We start from the raw sequence: 21,672 nt of genomic DNA on the forward strand, positions 1-21,672 counted from the left end.
TGCTGCTGATCCCCGGCGTCGAGGAAAAGGCGCTCCTGTTTGGCCTGATGTTCGGCATCGGCATCGGCTGGGCCGGGATGATGGGCAACACTTATGTCATGCTGGCCGATTCGATCCCACCGGAACGCAACGGGATCTACATGGGTATTTTCAACATGTTCATTGTGATCCCCATGCTGATCGAGACGCTGACAATGCCGCTCATCTATCAGCCGCTGCTGGGCGGCGATCCGCGCAATGCAATCATGCTGGGCGGTGTATTGATGCTGTTGGGGGCTTGCGCGACATTGCTGGTCGACGCCGGGCGGCCAGCGGCCAGGGCTTTGCAACCGGCGGAATAGGTGCCGGGGCAGTTGGCAACGCGGCGATCTTCATTATAGGCTGACCGGCGAGCGGTTTCGGCAACGATATTGGGACCAAGACTGACTATCGACGATCAGAGCGAACCAAGCGGCAAAGTCCGCACATTGGCCGACCTTGCCAAAATCGCGGGTGTTTCGGCGGGCACAGTCTCGCGCGCGCTGGCGGGCAAGGAACTGGTCAACAAGACAACCCGCGACCGCATCCAGCTGCTGGCACGCCAACACGGGTTTCGGCCCAATCAGATGGCCAGCAATCTGCGAACTCAGCGAACCGGGGTGATCCGGGTTGTCATCCCGCTCGGCCATGACCGCCGCCAGCACATCTCGGATCCTTTTTTCATGACGCTGCTCGGGCATTTGGCCGACGAATTGACCGAGTGCGGGTATGAACTTCTGCTTTCACGGGTAATCCCGGATCAGGATCCTGACTGGCTTGAACGAATGACCAATTCGGGAATGTCCGATGGTACAATCGTGATCGGCCAGTCGGACCAGTTCGATACGATCGAACGCGTCGCGCAGGATTACACCCCACTTGTCGCATGGGGGAATTACCGCAAGGGGCAGGCCCATTGCGCAGTGGGTAGTGATAATCGGCTGGGTGGACGCCTTGCCGCGGAAAAACTGGTGGCAAGCGGAGCGAGGAAGATCGCCTTTTTCGGTGACACTGCGGGCATCGAAATCGCCAGCCGTCTGGAAGGCGCACGGAAAGTCGCTGAAATTGTCCATCTCCCGACCCACCTGGCGGTCGACGAGATGGACGCAGACATTGCCAGCAATCTGGATTCCATGGATCCGGCGATTGACGGCATTCTTGCGGCATCCGATCTGATTGCGATGGCGTGCATGCGGCAATTGCGCGAACGCGGAATCGATGTTCCGGGCGATATACAGGTGATCGGCTTCGATGACATTCCGGCGGCCAGCCAGATGTCGCCGCCTCTGACAACGATCAAGCAGGACATTGCAGTCGGGGCAGCAGCCATGGTCGACATCCTGAAACGACGTCTGGCTGGCGAAAAAACGGGCAGTGTCGTCATGCCGCCGCGCCTGATAGAGCGCGGCACGACGCGGATTGGCTGAGCGGACTCAAGCCTTGCGATGCTGTCGGTTCCTGATCGGCCGACGCGAATAGTCGGAAAACACCAACTACCAGCGAGCCGCGGATAACTATCGAAACCTGGTATCGCGATGCTCAGATCGTCATCGGCGTGTATGTGATTTGCCTGGGTCCGCGAGCGGCATATACATCAAAACCCAATAGCGAACTCCGTCAGAGCGGGAGACATAGGATTTATACTGTCGCAGCGCGATGACCGCCGTCGCCGAATTGCCTTTACCGACAAACAGCCAGCCGCAATTCGCGCTCATGTCCAGGTCCAGGCTGGTCTGGTGTGACGGGGCTGGTGGACGAGGAATCGCTCCTATCCCGGGTACGAAGCGAACCCAGCCGTCTGTTTTGATGCTGAGGGGCTCTGCGTCGTTCCTCCACCCGGATAGCGAAATGGCGATACCTTCTACACGAGCGAAGAATTCAGGGTTGAATCCACCACTTCCGCCGGGTGAAACAACCTGATTGAATTCCGCACGCTTGTTCGCTCTTTTTCCGGCGAAGGGACCGCCGACGCGGAGCACCATCGGGGCACCGGTGCACGGGGACGTAAACACGGGTGGGCGGCCAGGTGCGTGAACGTGCAAGGCAATCCCGACCGGCGATTTGAAGCTGAAGCGTCCGTCCTGCTCCGTCGTTGCGCGGTGTACGTCCGTGGCATCCCATACGAGCTGACCGCCCCGAAACCCCCAACCCGCATTTACAGAAAGCTCGACGTTTGCCTCGGCGATCGGACGCTCGCTTGCTCCGTCTCGCACAACCCCCGACATCCCTGGGTTTGCAGCCCCAGGTGCACAGCTCCCGGCCAGAAAGGCGGCAGCTGAGAGCAAGATCCGCGACTTTCGCAAATCATTGCAGTCCCGAAGTGATAGGCCTTGAAGTCCCGATTCCATGAACAGCCATCTTATCCATACCTACTCGCCATCTGGACGCTTCTATCCGGCGCTCAGGGATGGGCCGCATCCCACAAGCAACAGTTTTAAGAAGGAAATATGTTAATTTAGTTGCCACCTTCGGCACCATTCACCATACGGTAGCTGCAAGTCAAATCCCGATCGAACCCTTACAATTCGCCGCGGCCAGCGATCTCGCGGATGTGGTCCCCGATCCGGGCAGCATTCGCCATGATGGTCATCGAAGGGTTCACACCGCCGCCCGTAGGCATCAGCGAGCCATCGCAGATCCACAGATTGGGGATATCCCAGGTGCGGCCATAGGGATTGGTGACGCTGCTGGTGGGGTCATTGCCCATCCGGCATCCGCCCATCAGGTGAGCGGTGCTCGCAGTGGCAAATATCTTCCGCGCACCGGCTGCCTCCATCACCTGAGTCATGAAGCCGACCGAATGGTCGATCAGCTTCCGGTCATTGTCCGAATAAGCGAATGTCACCCGGGGGATCGGCAGTCCAAGCGGATCGAGCTCCTCCGTCACCTCCACCCGGTTGGCGTCGCGCGGCTCCACCTCACCGACGATCTTGAGGCCCGCCATGTGGTTGTATCGGGTCATTTCCTGTCGCAGCTTCATACCCCACAGCCCGCGCCCCGTTACCAGTGTCTGCGCATGATCGATCGGTAGGGGACCCTGGCTCATGAAGGCATAGCCGCCGGCAAAGTTCTTGGCATCCTGGTAATTCCAGTGCTCGCAGACCGCCATCGACGGGGGGCCCTTGTACCACCTGATCTCCTCCGCCATCTCGCCCCAGACTGCATCGTTGGAATGAACCATCAGGCTCTTGCCGACCAGGCCGGAGGAATTGGCCAGCCCGTCCGGGAAAGCGGGACACGCCGAGTTCAGGAGAAGTCTGGGCGTCTCGATGCTATATCCCGCAACGACGACATGCCGGGCTTTCTGCTGCCGCCATTCACCGCCGCGATGGTAGAGGACCCCGGTGGCCCGCCCGTCCTTGCCCATTTCGACCCGCCCGACCATTGCCAGATCGCGAACCTCGGCACCGGCTGCGACCGCTGCCGGTATCCAGGTGACCAGAACACTCTGCTTGGCATTGGTCGAGCAACCCGTCTTGCAAAAGCCGCGATATACGCAAGGCGGCGCGTCACCGCGCGGGGCGGAGAGCGTGGCCAAGGGGGTCGAGGCCCAGGCGACTCCCAGCTTCTCGGCACCGCGCGCCAGGACCCGGCCGGCCGCGTTCATTTCGTGCGGGCGGTAGGGATAGCGCCTGCGCGGCGGGCCCCATGGATAATTCACTGGGCCGGCAATCTTCAAGGCGTTCTCGACCTCATCGTAATAGCGCCACATCTCGCGCCAATCCACCGGCCAGTCGTGGCCATAGCCAAGCAGCGATCGGGATTTGAACCATTCGGGCCGAAAGCGGAGCGCGACCATCTGGAAATGCACCGTGCTGCCGCCGACACTTTTGCCCGAATTGTTGCCGCCAAGTTCGATCGGATCGTCGCCGCCGGTAATCCGCTCGTCGTTCCAGTAGAGTTTTCTCTGCTCACGTTCATCCGACGCAAAATCCTCCAGCGGGCGCCACCAGGCTCCGGCGTCGAACGCCACCACGCTGAAGCCGGCGGCGGCCAGCTTGGCCGCGAGAACTCCGCCGCCGCAACCCGTCCCGACGATCGCGAAATCGACCTCATCGCTATCCCTGAAACAGCGCATCGGCACCCATCCGCCGGGCCTGAAGACGTCGGGCGCGCGACCGTCGGCTGCACGAATCCGCAATCCCTCGGCGGTGCCAGTCGCCTCACCCATCGCTGGCCTTGCTTTCGCTCTGTTCGCGTCCCTCCCAGGGATCCACTTCGTTCATTCCAAGCCGAACGTAGCCGCGCGGACTGGCGGGGCCGCCGAAGCCGATTTCGCTCCAGGCGGCGGGATGCGCATAATAGATTGCGATCACCTCCTTGAGCGCAGCGTAGAAAAAGCGGGCTGGGGGCAAGGCGCTCCACGCCTGTCCCCTGACCTCTCCGCGGCAAATCCGGCGCAGAACTTCATCCTTTTCATCCGGCGCAAGAGCGGCAAAGCTTTGGCCGAACAGCATCCGGCTTTCCTCTTCGATGCCGCGTAAACCTTTGCGCCAAGCCACGTCGTCGGAGGGCATATCCGCATAGCGGAAGCCGGGCCGTTCACCGCGGTGAAGCCGGTCGTCGATCCACGGGGCTATTGGAACCGGGTCCGTAGGACGGTCAGGCTGCGGAAGCAGGCTCTCGCACAGTGCCTCCAGCAGCAACCATTCCTCGGCGGTAAAAAAGCGCCTTGGCGGAACCTGCTGCAGTCGCTCAAGGATGACTTTGCGGGTCTGCTCGTTCCACGACGGCGTATCCTGCTTGTGCAATACATCGTAGCCCCTGTACGGGCTTGCGAATTCACCGTCGTTCATCGGCCATCTCCAGCAGGCGGAGCGCGCCAAGACCGGCGAGAGCGGAACCCGTGAACGCAGGCGGAGCGGGGATCGGCGGACCCTGCAGGATCATCTGGGACCAATTGCGCCATCCGCCCATATTGCGGGCGATGCCGTAAGCGTGGAAACCAGCACCCGCCACTCCAATGGCCGCACTCGCTCCGAGCAGGGTTCGACTGGCCGTGATCGCAAGCCTCGTGGATTTGACAACCGTCCCCGCCAGCGCGGCAGCGGCGAGCGGGGGAAGGGTAACCGGCGCCAGCATGAACGGGTTCTGGAATGCGCCGCGGAAATGCAGCAGCGCCGCCTCTGCCGACGTGGCTGCAAGTGCTGCACTGCTAACCAGTCCCAGGCCTGTTGCCGCCACACTGCGGGGGACGGGCGACAATCCGGCCTCCATGCGTTCAAGCTCGCCTGCCGCCAGGCCGAACACCCCGGCAAGGCTTGCCGCGGCCGGTGCGCCGAGAGGTGCGGCATAAAAGACGTTTTGCCAGCTCAGGCCGCCCTCGCGCTTGCCTACATTGTATAGGTGAAAACCCAGCCCGATGCCGCCGACCACGACGGCTGCAGCATAGATCGGCACCCGGGCCGGCAGCGTCCGTCTCGCCAGTTTGAACAGCGACACCGACAGGGTCAGCAAACCTGTCACCGGCCCGACGAACATCGCGGGATTGCTGTATCCCCCCCGGTAGTGTTCCAGCGCACTGTCTGCCAGCAAACTGAACGAGAGGAGCGCCGATCCCTGGTACAGGCGGTCCGATGCCAAACCTGACTGGCCGCCCGGGTCACTGCGCCGGAAGAGCTTGACCACCGCGAGCGACAACCCCGCCAGAGCGAGCGCTCCGGCTCCGCTCGCCGCGCTGCGTACCAGCCAGCCGAGCCGACGCGGCCGGTTTCTCACCAGGGCCGAGGGTGCCTGTAACCAGCTCCCGTTTGCCCCTGCGATCGAGAATTGCGCCAGCCGCGCCGGGGAGGAGGAGGCCGAAGGATGCTTCCGGGCAAGGGCGCTGCAAGCGTTGGGGACGTTTTTCGGAGAAGCCGATGCACTCGCGGGGACTGGCACGATGTCAGCGCCTTTCATCGTCCTTGTTCCTCCCCGGCAGCAGGCCGGCCGCCAGCTGCTTCGCCGATTGCTTGATGACGCTCCACTCGTCCGGATCGCCCGTCCATAGCGTCGAGGCGAAGGCCTTGGCGTTTTCGAGCGAAATGTGCGGCGGTAAGGGCGGCACGTTCGGATCTCCCGGAATCTCGAGCACCACAGGCCTGTCGGCGGCGAAGGCCTCGTCCCAGGCGCTGCCCAGCTGGTCGGGATCATCGACGCGAATGCCCTTCAGGCCGAGCAGCTCCGCATAACGGGCGAAGGGAAAATAGGGGATTTGCTGCGAGCCCTCCCACTTGGGGTCACCGGCCTGGGCGCGCATCTCCCAGGTGACCTGATTGAGATCCTCGTTGACCAGTACCATGACCACGAGCTGCGGATTGGCCCATTGCTTCCAGTATTTGGCGATCGTGATGAGTTCGTTGATGCCGATCATCTGCATCGCCCCATCGCCCGAGATCGCGAGCACCGGACGTTCAGGATGCGCGAATTTTGCGGCGATCGCATAGGGCACAGCAGGACCCATGGTGGCCAGCGTTCCCGACAGGGACGCCATCATGCCTTTCCGGATCCTGACATCGCGCGCGTACCAGTTGGTGCTCGACCCGCTGTCGGCCGTAATTATGCAGCGGTCTGGCAGGCGAGGAGAAAGCTCCCAGAAAATGCGCTGCGGATTGATCGGATCGGCACTGGCCATGGCGCGCTTCTCGAGGACCTTCCACCATTCCTCGACCGAGGCTTCGATCTCATCGCGCCAGGACCGGTCGGTCTTGCGCTCCAGCAACGGGATGAGTTCGCGAAGCGTGGCCGCGCTGTCGCCGATCAGGTTGCATTCCATCGGATAGCGGATGCTTACCATCTTCGGATCAAGGTCGATCTGAACCCCGCGGGCCTGACCTTCCGGGGGCAGGAATTCCGAATAGGGGAATCGCGAGCCGATCATCAGCAGCGTGTCGCAGCCCATCATCATCTCGTAACTGGGGCGCGTTCCCAGCAGACCGATCGATCCGGTGACGAACGGCAGGTCGTCCGGCAGGGCTGCCTTGCCGAGCAGCGCCTTCGCCACGCCCGCACCTAGTTTGTCTGCCGCCTCGATGACCTCATCGCCCGCTTGCAGCGCGCCTGCCCCGACAAGTATCGCGACCTTCTTTCCCGCGTTGAGAATCTCGGCAGCTTGCCGTAGATCGGCTTCCTCCGGCACTGTTCGGGGCACGCTATAGCCGCTGCCCGAATGGATGGTTCCGTGTTTCGCCGGTGGCTGTTCGACCGCATTCATTTCCTGGAGGTCATTGGGAAAGATCAGCGCAGTGACGGTCCGTTCGGCCCTTGCAATACGGATCGCCCGGTCGGTCAGATGGCGAACCTGCGCCGGGACGCTCGCCTGATGGACATAATCGCCCGCAACATCCTTGAACAAGGTAGTTAGATCGACTTCCTGCTGATAGCTGCCGCCCAAGGCCGCGCGGGCTTGCTGGCCGACAATGGCGAGCACGGGCTGATGGTCGAGCTGCGCATCGTAGAGGCCGTTCAGCAAATGGATCGCTCCCGGACCGGACGTCGCCAGGCAAACGCCTATTTCACCCGTGAATTTGGCGTGACCGCAGGCCATGAACGCCGCCATCTCCTCGTGACGGACCTGAACGAATTCGATCTTTTCACTTGCGCGGCCAAGGGCGCTGACCAGTCCGTTAATTCCGTCGCCGGGGAACCCGAACACGCGGCGAACGCCCCATTCGGAAAGCCGCTGCCAGAAAAAGTCCGCTACCGTCTGGCTCATCAATTCAACTCCTGCAACTTGTCCGCTGTCCTTGCGCGAACCCTGGAAAGTGATCCCGGCAATGCCGGTGCGCGGACCTAACCGGCGGCCCGCTTGATCAAGCGCCGCGAACCTTCCAGCGCGGCGCCGAACACGATGTGAGAAATCAGGCCGAAGATGTGGCTCGACGCTGGAGATTTCGCCGGTGGCGGTGACAATCCGGTGGCGGGGACCAGAACCTCGTCCGCCACGATTGACACACCGGCACCATAGACGGTCCCGTATCCAGACCTGATTGACGGGTTGCCGCGGCTTACGGCACCGTAGATGGCCCCAAGGACCGCACCAAAACCGTAGTGCACAAGACTGCCCGCGGTCTCTCTTTTCGCTTCGGGCAAGGGGCCGCAAGCAACTGTGCCATAAACCTTCTGCGCAGCTTTCACGGTGGCCGGTGGGTCTGCTTCATCGTTATCGCCAGATCGGCTGTCCGCTTCATGGTCGGATCCGGATTTTAAAGTGTGCGATACCTTGGCCCAGGCAGTCTGGAAGGTGTTCATCAGGAACGACGCGGCCAAACCTGCCGCGGCTCCTGTTACTGCATCGGCCATTAACGCCCGCTGCCGCATTTGAAGCTCCTTTGGCTACAGAGTTCGTAACTTACAGCGGCCCCCGCGCAGCTCCGTCGCCGGTCCGTTCGGCCACGGCATGGCTCGGTGCCATGGCGCGGTAGACCGCCCCCAGCACGCCGCCGAACACCAGATGCGACACAAGTGTGATCATGTTGCGGGCATTGGCAAACCAGGGGAACACGCCGGTCAATACGTAGAAGTTCACCAGATAGACGAGCAGACCGAAGACCAGCCCGACGATAATCGCCATCGCCATTCCCAGCCGCCATTTGGCGATGATCCAGCCAAGCACGATACCCAGAATGACCGACAGGACGAAGTGAACCATCATCCCGACCATCACGATCGCGAAATCAAAGGTCGCTGGCGGGGGGAGAACGCCTTTGCCCATTACGATGGCCGCCATCATTCGTGGCGGCCCCCAGACCATCCCGTTGCCGATGGCGGCGATCAGGGCCATCTCCATCATCACAAAGACGATTCCTGCGATTATCCCGGCCCAGATCGCCGGCTTCAGGTGCAATTTCTCGGTCATGGCTTCTCTCCTGTCATCTTTCGATCGGTTGGATGATCGGCATTTGAGCTTCGTTTTGAATTGCTGGCTTGCGCGATGAATCCCGGAAGCTTCTGGGATCGTCGCCATAGGCGGCGCGGAAAGCCCGGGAAAAATAGCTGCGGCTGGCATAGCCGACGGATAGCGCCACAATCTGAACCGGAAGGCGCGTCGCCCGAAGCAGATTGGCGGCCCGGTGCAGCCGAACCTGACGCACCAGATCCATAGGTGGACGATGAAAGGTTTCGGAGAAGCGCTCTGCGAAAAGCGATCGGCTCATGCCGCTCCTTCTGGCAAGCTCCTCGAGGCTGTGATCGCGCGCAGGATCTTCGAGGATCGCCAGCAGCGCCCGGGTCAGTCTTGGATCGACCGCGCCGATCAGCGCCACGAGGCTCAATTCGCCGCGCTCCATCTGCTGCCGGATCGCGAGTACGAGGCATTGCTTCATGATCGCCTCGGCCAGCGGCCGGGTACCAAAGCGGGGCTGTTCCAGTTCGGCGTTCATCGATTCAAACGCCGCGCGAATAACGCGGCTTTCGGACAGATCCTCCGCGACCGGTTCGCGAAAACGCTCGAACAGGTCAATGCCTTCGCAATCGGCGTCGATATTGCCGCACGCGGTCACCAGCGCCTCGTCTGCGGTGTCCGTCGCAATTCGCATGAAGCCGTCGCCGTAAGACTCAGCACTGTCTTGCCAGACGGTCGGCTCGCATTTGTCCGAATCCGGGGTGAACAGATCGTGCTCAATTTTCTGAGGCATGAATACGATCATGCCGCGCCGGACAGGCAATGCGGGCGCGTCCCCGACCTGCAGCAGCCCCCTGCCGCGAAGGATATAATGCACCAGAACATTGTCCATCGGGGGAATTCGAAGCCGCACGCCCGGATTTACTTCGCACAGCGCCAGCGCGTGCAACCGCACGTCGAGCAGGCAAAGCATCTTTTCGATCAGTTCGGCTTTCATCACACCCTTAGCGGGCCACCCCTTGCGGTTGTTCCCGTGCCGGACGATAAGGCACGTCTATCGGAATCAAGAGCACCGCCGTCGACCCAATCGCCGGCTATCGGTGAGCCGGTTGTCGGCCCGGTTTGGCGCAGTCAGGCGGTTGTTTGGTGCCCTGACGTCCGGGAAGTGCATCCTATCGTCCCGTGCGGGAACAACGCTCGCTCCGCCAGATTGATCCCACAGCACGCAATCTTGGTCCTGGGCTCCAGGCCCGGCCAGACAGGATACGAAAGGACCGCCGCATGCGCGCCCAGACCGCAGAGCCCGACACTTACAAATATGATCATGTTCGCTCGCAGACGCTGATGTCCGACATGAGTTTTCGGCCCACCGCTCCCCGGCCCGGTGACCGCCTGCCGGATTTCGCGCTCCTCACCACTGACGGAACGCGGCTTTCGTCCGAGACGCTGCTTGGAGCAAAGCCGCTGCTCCTGGTACCGGGTTCCCTGACGTGTCCAATGACCAAGGCTTCGGCGCCGATGCTGAAGCGACTCCACGCCGAATTTGGCGAGCGTGTGCAGATGGTGCTGCTCCATGTGCGCGAGGCTCATCCGGGCGAACACCGGGAGCAACCCCATTCGTTCGAGGAGAAAATGGAACATGCAAAGCAGCTTCAGGCGCGTGAAGCCTTCCCATTTCCAGTTCTCGTGGACGATGATGACGGATCGGTACACCGGAGTCTGGATGAAAAGCCAAATTCGGCATGGCTCGCCGATGCCCGCGGCATCATCATCTACCGGGCCTTATGGGCCGGAGACGAAAGCGGTCTGAGGCAGGCTCTGGAAGCGGCCGTTCGCGGCGAGAAGCCTGCGAAGCCGGAAAGCACCCGAAGGCTCGCGCCTATGGCCGAGGGTATCGGCGTGATGCAGGAGACGCTGCGGGAAGCCGGACCCCGCGCGCAGCGCGATCTGATCAAGGCCGCTCCACCGATGGCAGCGATGGCCTGGATTGCAGACCGGTTTCGCCCGCTTTCTCCCAGAACCAGGGGATATGCCGCCATGGGCACGCTGGCCGCGCTCACGGCAGGTGCCGTCGCGGCGACAGTCCGCGCAATCCGCCATTGAGGACAGACCGGAGCCACACCGGCAGCGTCGCCGAAAATGATGGCGCGTTGACGCCTGACCCGTTGATTGCAGCAGACTGCCGGGAAGCCGACGGCATAGGCGGAGCAGTGCCAAAAATTTCGGATTACGCGCTGATTGGCGATTGCCGGACCGCGGCGCTTGTTTCGCGCAGTGGATCAATCGATTGGATGTGCCTGCCGGATTTCTCCAGCCCGTCCGTCTTTGCGGCCCTGATCGACCCGGAAAAGGGAGGCCGTTTCGCTATCACGCCGCTCTCGCCGGTTCACTCTGAGCGCCGCTATGTGCCGCATACCGCGGTTGTCGAAACGATAGTCACCACGGGAACCGGGACTGTGCGGATCAGTGATTGCCTCTCGGTCGGAGATTGCGCCAGTCTCCAGCCGCAACGGGAGCTCCTCCGCGTGGTGGAAGGGCTGGAAGGGCGCGTCACCCTGGACGTCCATTTCGATCCCAGGCCAGGTTATGCCAAAATTCAGGTGCCGGTTCGCAAGGTGGGCACTGGCGCCTTCACGTGCAGTTCCGGCAATGAGCATCTGCTGCTGCGCTGCGATGTATCGCTGGATCATGATACGAATGGGCGCGGAATGCGGGGCCAGGTTGCGCTTTCAGCGGGCGAGCGTGTTTGTTTTTCCTTGTCCTACGTCAGCGGCGATCCGGCAATCATCCTGCCACTCGGCGACCTTGCTGCCGAGCGACTGGAACGAACGGCACGGTGGTGGCGCGACTGGTCGCAATCCTGCACTTATGAAGGCGTGCACCGGGAGGCGGTGCGCCGCAGTGCGATCACGCTGAAGCAGATGACCTTTGCCCCGTCGGGGGCGGTAGTCGCCGCGCCGACAACTTCGCTGCCTGAAGCAATCGGAGGGACCCGCAATTGGGATTATCGCTATTGCTGGCTCCGCGATGCCGCCTTGACCATGCGCGCGTTTCTCGGGCTCGGGCTACTGGATGAAGCCGGGGCTTTCCTCCGATGGCTCCTGCACGCGACCGCGCTCACCCAGCCGCGGCTCAACATCATGTACGACATTTACGGTCGCACTGATCTTAACGAAGAAGAGCTGGATCATCTTGCGGGATACCGCGGGTCCGGTCCGGTCCGGATCGGCAATGGTGCACACGATCAGATTCAGCTCGACGTCTATGGCGGGGTCATATCTGCAGCGGTGGAATTTGCGATGGCTGGCGGACGATTGCAGCGCGATCAACTGAACTTGCTCGCCGGGTTCGGCAGGACCGTCTGCGCAATTTGGCGCGAGCCCGACCACGGCATCTGGGAGATACGCGGCGAGAAGCGCCATTATACGTTCTCGAAACTCATGTGCTGGCTCGCTCTGGACTGTCTCCTGCGCCTCGCCGACACAGATCCGGTTTCGATCGACAGAAAGGTCTTTGAACGAGAACGCGACGCAATTCGCGAAACGATCGAGACACGGGCCTGGAGCGAAAAACTGGGGTCCTATTCCGGCGCGCTCGACGAGGAATGGCCCGATGCCTCGCTGCTGCTGATGAGTTGTCTGGGCTATACAACTGCCGCTGCGCCCCGAATGCGCGCCACCGCCGACCGGATCAGGGATGTGCTTGGCTGCGACGGGCTTATCTATCGCTATGAGCACGGCCGGGACGGATTCGAGTCCCGGGAAGGGGCGTTCGGCATCTGCAGCTTCTGGGCTGTCGACAATCTGGCGATGCGCGGAGACTTGCAGGAGGCGGAGGACCTGTTCTGCGAATTGCTCGATCGCAGCAACGATGTCGGCCTCTATTCGGAGGAGATCGATCCTGGCAATGGGGAGTTTCTCGGCAACTTCCCGCAAGCCTTCACTCACGTCGGACTGATCAACGCGGCGATCGCACTGGAAATTGCCAAACGGGAGAAGCGGGCGTGAACTCGCTGCCGCCGCTGCTGGACATGGCTATCTGGGGCCTTGCCGGAACCATTTCGATGACGGGTATCCTCTTCGCCGCGAACGGTCTCGGTCTCTCGCGTCTGAGCATTCCCTTTCTCGTGGGAGGCATCTTCACTGCGAACCGGCAGTGGGCCAATTTGATCGGCTTTGCTCTCTACCTCGTCGGGGGATGGGGTTTCGCGCTGTTCTATTTTCTCTTCTTCTCGAGCATCGGCATCTACAGCTGGTGGATCGGAGCGGCGGTTGGTTTTCTGCACGGGCTGTTTTTGCTGGTCGCGGCCCTTCCGCTAATGCCTTTCGTGCATCCACGCATGGCTTCGAGCTACGACGCCCCTGTCGCTCGCCCGCAGCTCGAACCGCCCGGATTTCTCGGGCTGCATTATGGCGGCGGTACCCCGGCAGCTGTGCTTGCGGCGCAAATCATCTACGGGACGGTTCTCGGAGGGCTGCCCCAACTTGGCCTGACCGCGCCTTGAATTCGGAACGCAGAGCGGCCGCGAACATTGCGAACAAGAGACAAGGGTTCAGTTTGAAGGTGTGATGTCATGGAAGCGATCGGAAGCAAGCGTTGGGTCATCCCCGAAGGCTACATACCTCCGGCGAGCATGGCGAATGGCGACCGGGCGCTGCTGAGTCACGAAACGGCCTGCTTGCTCAACACCGGCGACGCCGACGCCCATGTGCGCATTACCCTGTTCTTCACCGATCGCGAGCCTGTGGGACCTTATGAGATCACGCTCGGTGCGCGGCGGACCCTGCACCTGCGCTTTAACGATCTCGACGATCCGGCACCGGTCCCTCCGGGAGAAGACTACGCCAGCGTGATCGAAAGCGATGTCCCGATTGTGGTCCAGCACACGCGATTGGACAGCCGGGCGGCGGAGGTATCGCTGCTCTCGACGATGGCCTATCCGGCGGACTAGAGCGGCAGCTCGTCCTTCCTGATCAGGATGTCTCGCGATAGCCGGTCGAGCGTCGGTACTCCGTATTGGCCGATCTCGTTCATCATCTCGGTCTTCAACAACTCTATGGCCTTGGCAACGCCATCCGCCCCGAAAGCGCATAGCCCGTACAGGATTGCGCGGCCGGCGAGCACAGCGTCTGCGCCGAGTGCCCGCGCCTTCAGTATATCGCTCCCGCGCCGGATGCCGCCCGTCACGTAGAGCGCGATCCGATCGCCAACCATCTCGCGAGCGCGCGGCAGGATGTCGAGCGGAGAGACCGCCCAGTCCGCTTGCCTGCCGCCATGGCTGCCGAGGATTACCCCGTCCACTCCGCTGTCGATCGCGCGCGCAACGTCCTCAAGGTTCAGAATGCCCTTGATGAAAAGCGGCTTCTTCCAGCGCTGGCGAATCTTCGCGACATCGGACCAGTCGAGATCGCGCCGCATTTGCTCGCGGATCCAGAAGGCGCTGTCGAAGAACCCCCGGTGTGCTTTGGGGATGAAATCGATCACATTGACGAACGCAGGCATTCCCCGACCGAGCGTGGTTGCCAGCCAGCGCGGGTGAAGCGCGGCATCGAAGATGGTCGACAAGGAAGGTCGATCGCTGGCGTCGCGAGTGCGGCTGTCCCATTCGCGCTGGCCGAAAATTTGCGAATTGGTGGTCAGCACCAGCGCTTCGCATCCGGCCTTGTCCGCGCGGTCGACCAGTTCCTGCCAGATTTCCTCGCCGCCAAACACATAGAGCTGCCACCAGTGCCGCAATTCGGGAACTCCGGCGACACCTTCCATCAGGTCGTTCGACATCGTGCTCTGGATGAATGGTACGCCCGCCAGGGCCGCACCCTGCGCGAGCGCCGTATCGGCAGGGCGAACGAAAACGCCATTGAGTCCGGTCGGTGCCACCGCCAGCGGAAGGGGTGCCTTGCGGCCGAGAATCTCCACCGAGACATCGCGCTGCGATTCGTCGACCAGCGTGCGTGGCATCACCCGCCATTCGGCAAAAGCCTCGCGTTCGCGCGCCAGCGTCGCTTCTTCGCCCGCGCCGCCTTCGAGATATTCGAGCACAAAGCGCGGCATCAGCTTATGCGTACGGGCACGCAGATCCTCGATAGAGCGAACCCGGCCAAGATGAGGGCCAGTATAATAACGCCGACGGGGCGATCCGGCGAATTGCGCAACTGACGGACCGAAAGCTGGCATCCTTGATCTCCGAGCAGCGGTCACGCTGGCGTCCCCGCATGGCGACTCCGGCTCGGTGTCCGGGACAGTATTTCCGCGGGGCGCCCGCTGAAACTGCAGGGTAGGCAGGCTGTGCGGCGCCCGCCAGACACACGCCGTGCCTCTGAAACCGAAATGCGTGCCGGATCATCCATCTGAGGATGCATCTGCGCTATCGGACGCAATGTCTTCGAGACTGAGCCTGTCGCATCCGCCGCTCGGCCATTCCTCAGCCACCCTCGCGAAAGGCAGGGTACAGGCGCATGCCGCCGTCGACGAACACGGTCGTGCCCACAACGTAGTCAGACTGATCGGATGCGAGCCATACCGCCACATTGGCCACGTCTTCCGGCTCGCCGACCCGGCCGTAGGGGATCAACTGGAGCAGATCCTCACGCGCGCCCTTGCTCTCCCAAGCGTCCCGATTGATGTCGGTCTTGATGGCTCCGGGCGCGATGGCGTTCACCCGGATTTTCTCGCTTGCAAGCTCCTGCGCCATGCTTTCCATAAGAAGCTTCAACCCGCCCTTGGCGGCTGCGTAGTTTGCATGACCGGCCCAGGGTATTACCTGGTGTACCGAACTGGTGAAGATCACTTTTCCCAATGCTGCCGAGCGATGCTGGTCAAGCCCCTGCTTGCGGAACCGGCGTACGGCGTTCTGCGCGCAGAGAAACTGGCCTGTGAGATTGACATCGATTACCTCGCGCCACTGCTCGAGACTCATCTCGGTAAAGGCGGCGTCGCGCTGGATCCCGGCATTGGCGACGACGATGTCGATGCCGCCCAGCTGCTTATCGGCTGCGTCGAACAGGCGCTTGCAGTCATCGGGCTTGGAGACATCGGCCTGGACCGGGACGGCCCGCCCTCCGTTTGCCTCGATCCCGGCCGCGATACGTTTGGCGTCCTCTTCTCCGGAAAGGAAATTGACCACCACAGCTGCTCCGGCGTCAGCCAGAGCCTGAACGATTGCCTCGCCGATGCCGGAATTGCCGCCAGTAACGAGTGCGCGCTGGCCTTGAAGTAGCTGGGCGGTCATGAGCTTCTCCTGAAGCAGAGCATGGCTGAACTTGGTCGGCCAAACCTATTCATCTCAACGGGCCCGCGGCCAATCACCAGCGTCGCCGCCAAGTTTCCAAAGCCCAGCCAAGACGTTATTTCTCCAGGTTCCATAGATCACCTTTTGCCTGCCGTGATTCTGGAAAAACGGGCGCTGCACGAGTAGGTTCCGTGCCGCGCGATGCTCGTGCCGACCATGACGCCGATCTCCGCCGACTCTTTGGGATTGGAAGAAAATCGAGAGCAGCTGCCTCCGGCGCGCACGGTCATGGCCTCTGGCAGCGATCCTTGCCAAGGTTGCGTTTGCCGTCAATATGAGCGCCAGCTTGGCAGGATATAGCGTCGTTTCCCTGCTCGTTGAAAACCAGGGGGCCGCAATGGAGCGATATCTTTCTGCAATAGCTGGAATGGCAATGGGTTTCATGTTGATGGGGGCTACAGATGATGGACCCATTGATGCGGATTCGCGCGAATGGTGGTCGCTGGCGAGCGCCCTGTCGGGCGATGAGATGGAAGGTCGTGACACAGGCTCCGGCGGACATGAACGGGCTGCGCGGCTGATCGCAGATCGGCTGGCAGCGGCGGGCCTTGAGCCCTTGGGGGATGATGGCACATGGTTCCAGCGTATCGATTTCGAGGAAGTGGGTGTGCCAAGCGCGACATTGCGCGGCGCCGGCGGTGAGCTTGCCTTTCTTGACGAATTCACTGTCTCTCCCGATGTGGCCTTGCCCGCCCATCTGGCTGCGCCCATCGCATATCGCGGATATTGCGCTCACGATGCGTTAGGGGATGTCACCGGCAAATTGGTGATCTGCCATGGCACTCGGCGATCCGGGCTTACCACGGCCGCCGAACGCGAGGCCGCGGTGCGTGCTGCTGGCGGCGTGGGCATGGCGACCATTGTTGATCCGGGCTTCAGCGTTGAACCGCCGCGTTGGCCCTTTGCCTTTGCAAGATCGGTGTATCGCAAGGGTAATCTGCCCGCACCCGATCCATTCGTGAAACTTGGCATCAATGCGGACGCGCTGGGCAAATTACTTGGCCGCGATGCCGCACGATTGGTGTCCGACGGATCCGCAGGGCTTCCTTTGCCTGACATCGACAGCGGAACGGCAACGATGAGCTTCACCATCCGCACAGCGCAATATCCCTCATCTAACGTAATTGGGATATTGCCTGGCACGAATCCGGCGCTGGCCGACCAGGCAATCGTGCTGGGCGCGCATCTGGATGGCTATGGCTTTGGCCGCGCAGTTGATGGTGATGCAATTTACAACGGGACCTTGGATAATGCGGCCTACGTAGCGCTGATCGTGCACCTGATGGAGAGTCGCGAGCGCAAAGGTTATGCTCGCCCGATTGTCGTGGGGCTTTGGACCGGCGAGGAAAAAGGGTTGCACGGATCGGAATGGTTTATCGAGCATCCAACCGTCCCGCTTGAACAAATTGCGGCCAATATCAACCTTGATCAACTGCGCCCGATCTTCCCGCTTGAACTGATGACCGTGCACGCTCGTACCGATACCAGCTTGGGTCAGGATGCCACTGCGATCGCAACGGCGATGGGTATCCGCTTGCAAGATGACCCCGAACCGGAACGCAATTTGCTGCGCCGTAGCGACCATTGGACCTTTCTTGAGGCGGGTATCCCGGCGATTAGCTTCGTATTCGGCTATGAACCAGGCAGCCGGAGCGAGGAAATCTACCGTCAGTGGTATCGCACGGGCTATCATCGGCCACAGGACGATTTGGTCCAGCTGGTCGACTGGCAGGCAGCGGCGGACTTCAACCGGTTTTTTTACGCGCTGGTTGATCGTGTGGCAAACAGGTCAGAAGCCCCGTCATGGCAGCAGGGCACCACCCTGCGCCCCGCTGCCATGAGTGTTGGAAAATAGCAAAGCGCAGCTATTCAGAGCCCAACGGCTTTCCGACATCGAAGCGTCACGAATTGCGAGCCGTCGTTCGGCGGCGGCAGCAATGACAAGTGCTGATGATTTGAAACGACACCGGGCGGGAAAGCTTTGCGGGCGGATGCCATCGCATCGCTTGTGATTAGCTGCGCGGTGTTAACCGGCGCTATGTCACCCGTCGGGGTGCCCTGAGGAGCGCAGCGGCTCAGATCCGAAGAAACGGGGGCAGGCGACAACACCTGCCCCGTGTATAATCACATACGATACGTCAGGCGAACGTAACCGAATTGGCCCGGAAGATCGTAGGTTGAGGGATCATAGTTCGGCCCGGTGCAGCTGAAACAGGCCGGCGGATCGGTGTCGAAGACATTGAGAACGCCGACCGTAAAGCGGAATGCCTCGTCCATGAACCGGGGTGCAAAGCTGACCTGGATATCACCATAGAACCGCGACGCCAGCTTCTTGCCATCGCTCTCCTCCACACTGTCGATGTAACGGCCGGTGAACGCGGCATCGAGCCCGCCCATCGCCCATGACAACACACCCGTCCCCTTGAATTTGGGGTAGGACTGGTCGGGGAACCCGCGGGTCGTTCCGCGGAAGTCGATGGTGGCCGTCCCTGCGTCCGTCGGGAAAGTTTCTTCATACTTGTCAAGGAAGTTGCCGTTGAGCGAGAGTCCAAAACTGCCCGCGCCTGTCTCCCCTGACCGGAAGTTGAACGTCGCATCGATGCCGGCGGTCTTGATCTCCCCGATGTTCTGCAACAGCCCGCGGATGCTCGAAATGAACCCGCTGGCGGTTCGGGTGATGTTACCGCAGGCCAGCGGATCGGCAAGCTGTGCGCAGCGGGACAGCGTCACTTGCGGGTTGATCGCCGAAATCGCTCCATCGACAGTGATATTATAATAATTCAGCTCGAGGCTAAGATCGCTGATCAAACCTCCACGCGCCCAATCGGGACTATAAACTGCCCCGACCAGCCAGGTTTCGGATGTTTCCGGCTGGAGCGCGGAATTGCCCCCAGTCAGTGTCGGGAGCTGGCCGCCGGTCGGTTCCTGGAAGCTTCCGTCGGCCGGAACGCCATTGGCGATACAGTTCGTCCGTACAGTTGCGCTGGTCTGCCAGGGCGAACCGGCGACATTGGTACAAGGATCGTCGATCGGCGCGTCGGCGCGCGACTGCGCCCCGAACAATTCGCCGAGCGCAGGGGCCCGGAAGCCCTCTGCAAAGGATCCGCGCAGCAACAGATCCGTCACCGGCTTCCACAATACCGTTCCTGTAAAGCTGGTGTTGGAGAATCCCGTCGAATAGCGGGCATGGCGAACCGCACCATCAAACTCGAGCTGCTGGAAGAAAGGCATGTCGGCAAGGAGGGGTACGCGCAATTCGCCGTAAAATTCGTCAGTGTTGAACTTGCCCGACGCAGCTTGCGCCGGAATGTCGGCGCTCAGACCCGCCTGGACGATAGGATCGGGCGTGAACGAGCCCTTCTGGTAACGGTGCTCATAACCCACTGCGAAGGCGACTGCGCCGCCTGGCAAGTCGAACAGTTCGCCCGTCAGGTTCGCGGTATAATCTTGCAGCCGCTGGTCGCTTTTGGCCCGCTCGTCGAACGCGATGAATGCAAGCATTTCCTGGGTAATTGATCCTTCGCCGCCGAAAATGTTCAGCGGGACGCAAGAACCGGTGCAATTCGCTAGAGGTCCGAGTGCTTGCGCGACCTTGGCTGCGTTGACGTTGCCCGTGAACAGCTGACTCGCATCATTCAGGCCCAGCACCCCGTTGATATCCCAGTAGAAATTGCGCCCGCCAAGCTCGAACCGGCCATCGAGTGTCGCCGCCATCGTCCAGGTGTCGACGGACTGGTTAAAAGTGCGCTGGCCGGCTTCGACCAGGCGGCGAGCAATGAAGCTGTAGGTCGCCGGCTGCCCGTTGGCACCCGAATTGAGCGTGATGCCAAAGGGATTGAAAGGATTGGTGACATCGATCGAAACGGTGTCGAGGAGATTGCCGTTGCCCGCATCGGGGCCGAGGAAAAGCGGAATGAAAGCGGCTTGGTTTTGTGAATTTCGGTGATTGTAGATCAGGCGGGTGCGCAGGTTCACATCCTCACTCACTTCGACCTTGGCGCTGAGCCAGGCACCGTACCGCTCCGAGGGCGTCAGCAGGAGGTTGAACGGCGCGAAATTGAACCGGTCGGCGCTGGTGAAGGACCTGAAATCACCACCCACCAATGTCGGATCGAAGACGCCGCGCGTGTTCAGCGGTGAGTTACGAACTGTCACGCTGCCGCCTGCAGGCAGGGATGGATTGCCCGGGTTGAACACGATGCGCCCGTCGCGGGACGCCGAGGAGCAACCTCCGATCGGGTCCGTACAGCTCGTCTGACCAGGGTTTGGAAATTGGGTCTGATCCCGATCTGCAGTCAGCACCTTCTGCTGGTCGACGTAATCGAAACCCAGCGCGACCGAAATGCCTGGGCCGCTGGTGCCATAGCTCAAGCTGAATTCGGTCGTTTCGCCATCCCCTTCGGACAGGTACTGTCCGTATTTGGCAGATCCGCGGAAACCGTCCTGCTGTGTTTTGGTGATGATATTGACGACGCCGGCGATCGCATCTGAGCCATAGAGCGGGGATTGGCCTGATTGCAGGACCTCGATCCGCTGGATCATGCTCTGCGGGATGGAGTTGAGGTCGATCGTCGAAGGTATACCGCTCGCCGCAGTGGCCGGGACATAACGCAACCCGTCAACCAGCACGAGCGTCCTCTTGGCGAGCAGATAGCGCAGGTCGATCTCGGCCGTGCCGGCACCGACGCCGCCACCATCCTGCGGATTCCCGATATTGCCCGAATTGTTGACCTTGGTATTGAGACCACCCGAAGCGCTCGGCAGGCGCTGAAGGATGTCGGCGACCGACGAGAGGCCAGTCTGCTGAAGCGCGCTCTCGTCAAGACTGATTACCGGCGATGGATTATCGAGCGGATCGCGGCGGATGCGTGAACCGGTGACAATAATGGTATCGGCAGGGTCTTCCACGGAAGTATCTTCGCTGCCAATTTCGACGGCCTGGGCATGAACGAGTGAAGGCGCACAAAGGGCGAGCGTAGAGGTACCGAAAGCCAGCAGAAGAGAACGGCGCATGAGATGGTCCTTAGCGGTGAGATTAGGTTTGCAGAATCGCGCAAATTTGCTTTTTCGAAAAGCTATATTGCTAATCAATATCGGAATTCTGCTATTCTGTGACAATTCGGGTACAGCGTCTCAGACACGCAGGCGGCTTATGAATTCAACTGCGCGGCAGCGAAAGAAGCCAGCTGGCTGATGCGGGAGCTGAAACGGATCGAGCTTCAGCTTGCTCGATCCTCCCGTTCCAGATGACCAGAAATAATGCGAATAGTTTTTTTCGTTCGTTGTAACGAACTGCGACCTTTCCCCGAAACTGTGGCTGTGAGGACTGTGGGCCTCGACGTTTTTATGAGAAGGAATGCGATATGGTTTCGATGAAATTTGCCGGGGTTGCCGGCGCGCTTGCCACTGCAGCCTTGCTGGCCGCCTCGCCGGTTACCGTGTCGGCCGCTGAAGCGGGCGCGAAGGAAAAGTGCTTCGGCGTGGCGCTGAAGGGCAAGAACGATTGCGCGGCAGGGCCCGGCACCAGCTGCGCCGGCACCTCGAC

At 61.3% G+C, this 21,672-nt stretch carries 18 protein-coding genes and 1 pseudogene; 8 read left to right on the top strand and 11 right to left on the bottom strand.

What is annotated here, in order from left to right; translation table 11 throughout:
* Nucleotides 1-341, top strand: a pseudogene (locus U0988_RS07565) (MFS transporter); the annotation flags it as partial.
* 69 nt (nt 342-410) lie between these two features.
* Entirely contained in the window at nt 411-1,445 is a 1,035-nt protein-coding gene (locus U0988_RS07570) for a LacI family DNA-binding transcriptional regulator (protein ID WP_416172376.1), read from the top strand.
* A gap of 120 nt (nt 1,446-1,565) precedes the next feature.
* Here the strand turns inward: U0988_RS07570 and U0988_RS07575 are convergent, their stop codons facing one another.
* The 8 genes from U0988_RS07575 to U0988_RS07610 all read right to left on the bottom strand — a co-directional run bounded on the left by U0988_RS07575 (nt 1,566) and on the right by U0988_RS07610 (nt 9,836).
* On the bottom strand, nt 1,566-2,000 hold the full coding sequence (locus U0988_RS07575) for a hypothetical protein (protein ID WP_322292021.1): 435 nt from the start codon (nt 1,998-2,000) through the stop codon (nt 1,566-1,568).
* Between the two features lie 536 nt (nt 2,001-2,536).
* Nucleotides 2,537-4,189 carry a GMC family oxidoreductase gene (locus tag U0988_RS07580; protein ID WP_322292022.1) on the bottom strand — a complete coding sequence of 551 codons (1,653 nt, stop codon included), beginning with the start codon at nt 4,187-4,189 and terminating at the stop codon, nt 2,537-2,539.
* Nucleotides 4,182-4,814, bottom strand: a complete 633-nt coding sequence (locus U0988_RS07585; protein ID WP_322292023.1) for a gluconate 2-dehydrogenase subunit 3 family protein — start codon at nt 4,812-4,814, stop codon at nt 4,182-4,184. Before U0988_RS07585 ends, U0988_RS07580 begins: the two co-directional genes overlap by 8 nt.
* On the bottom strand, nt 4,801-5,916 hold the full coding sequence (locus U0988_RS07590) for a hypothetical protein (RefSeq protein ID WP_322292024.1): 1,116 nt from the start codon (nt 5,914-5,916) through the stop codon (nt 4,801-4,803). The genes U0988_RS07585 and U0988_RS07590 overlap by 14 nt, the downstream gene beginning before the upstream one ends.
* Nucleotides 5,903-7,711, bottom strand: a complete 1,809-nt coding sequence (locus U0988_RS07595) for a thiamine pyrophosphate-requiring protein (protein WP_322292025.1) — start codon at nt 7,709-7,711, stop codon at nt 5,903-5,905. The genes U0988_RS07590 and U0988_RS07595 overlap by 14 nt, the downstream gene beginning before the upstream one ends.
* 77 nt (nt 7,712-7,788) lie before the next feature.
* Nucleotides 7,789-8,298, bottom strand: a complete 510-nt coding sequence (locus U0988_RS07600; protein ID WP_322292026.1) for a DUF1440 domain-containing protein — start codon at nt 8,296-8,298, stop codon at nt 7,789-7,791.
* Nucleotides 8,299-8,347: 49 nt separating this feature from the next.
* A complete protein-coding gene (locus tag U0988_RS07605) occupies nt 8,348-8,854 on the bottom strand; it encodes a hypothetical protein (RefSeq protein WP_322292027.1) in 507 nt (168 codons plus the stop codon).
* A gap of 13 nt (nt 8,855-8,867) precedes the next feature.
* Nucleotides 8,868-9,836, bottom strand: coding sequence for an AraC family transcriptional regulator (locus U0988_RS07610; protein ID WP_322292028.1), 969 nt, complete (start codon nt 9,834-9,836; stop codon nt 8,868-8,870).
* A 284-nt stretch (nt 9,837-10,120) separates the two neighbouring features.
* On the opposite strand from U0988_RS07610, the gene U0988_RS07615 reads away from it, so the two are divergent.
* The 4 genes from U0988_RS07615 (at nt 10,121) to U0988_RS07630 (ending at nt 13,790) form a co-directional block, all read left to right on the top strand.
* Complete coding sequence (locus U0988_RS07615) at nt 10,121-10,942, top strand: redoxin family protein (protein WP_322292029.1); 822 nt, start codon at nt 10,121-10,123, stop codon at nt 10,940-10,942.
* Between the two features lie 107 nt (nt 10,943-11,049).
* Nucleotides 11,050-12,846: a glycoside hydrolase family 15 protein gene (locus U0988_RS07620; RefSeq protein ID WP_322292030.1), complete on the top strand. Its 1,797-nt coding sequence runs from the start codon at nt 11,050-11,052 to the stop codon at nt 12,844-12,846.
* Nucleotides 12,843-13,343 carry a hypothetical protein gene (locus tag U0988_RS07625; protein WP_322292031.1) on the top strand — a complete coding sequence of 167 codons (501 nt, stop codon included), beginning with the start codon at nt 12,843-12,845 and terminating at the stop codon, nt 13,341-13,343. The genes U0988_RS07620 and U0988_RS07625 overlap by 4 nt, the downstream gene beginning before the upstream one ends.
* Nucleotides 13,344-13,412: 69 nt before the next feature.
* Nucleotides 13,413-13,790, top strand: coding sequence for a sensory rhodopsin transducer (locus tag U0988_RS07630; RefSeq protein ID WP_322292032.1), 378 nt, complete (start codon nt 13,413-13,415; stop codon nt 13,788-13,790).
* Here the strand turns inward: U0988_RS07630 and U0988_RS07635 are convergent.
* Both U0988_RS07635 and U0988_RS07640 read right to left on the bottom strand, forming a co-directional pair.
* Nucleotides 13,787-14,890: an alpha-hydroxy acid oxidase gene (locus tag U0988_RS07635; protein ID WP_322292033.1), complete on the bottom strand. Its 1,104-nt coding sequence runs from the start codon at nt 14,888-14,890 to the stop codon at nt 13,787-13,789. The two genes, U0988_RS07630 and U0988_RS07635, sit on opposite strands and share 4 nt — an antisense overlap.
* Before the next feature lie 370 nt (nt 14,891-15,260).
* Nucleotides 15,261-16,067 (bottom strand): glucose 1-dehydrogenase, encoded by an 807-nt coding sequence (locus tag U0988_RS07640; protein ID WP_322292034.1) that lies wholly within the window; start codon nt 16,065-16,067, stop codon nt 15,261-15,263.
* 334 nt (nt 16,068-16,401) lie between these two features.
* On the opposite strand from U0988_RS07640, the gene U0988_RS07645 reads away from it, so the two are divergent.
* Nucleotides 16,402-17,982, top strand: a complete 1,581-nt coding sequence (locus U0988_RS07645) for a M28 family peptidase (protein WP_322292035.1) — start codon at nt 16,402-16,404, stop codon at nt 17,980-17,982.
* A 269-nt stretch (nt 17,983-18,251) separates the two neighbouring features.
* Here U0988_RS07645 and U0988_RS07650 read toward each other — a convergent pair whose 3' ends face one another.
* The gene (locus tag U0988_RS07650; protein WP_322292036.1) at nt 18,252-21,140 is read right to left on the bottom strand and encodes a TonB-dependent receptor domain-containing protein; all 2,889 of its coding nucleotides are present in this window, start codon (nt 21,138-21,140) and stop codon (nt 18,252-18,254) included.
* A gap of 350 nt (nt 21,141-21,490) precedes the next feature.
* On the opposite strand from U0988_RS07650, the gene U0988_RS07655 reads away from it, so the two are divergent.
* On the top strand, nt 21,491-21,672 hold a 182-nt coding region (locus U0988_RS07655), incomplete at its 3' end, for a DUF2282 domain-containing protein (RefSeq protein WP_322292037.1).

It is taken from the genome of Allopontixanthobacter sp. (assembly GCF_034376665.1).
Taxonomy (GTDB): domain Bacteria; phylum Pseudomonadota; class Alphaproteobacteria; order Sphingomonadales; family Sphingomonadaceae; genus Allopontixanthobacter.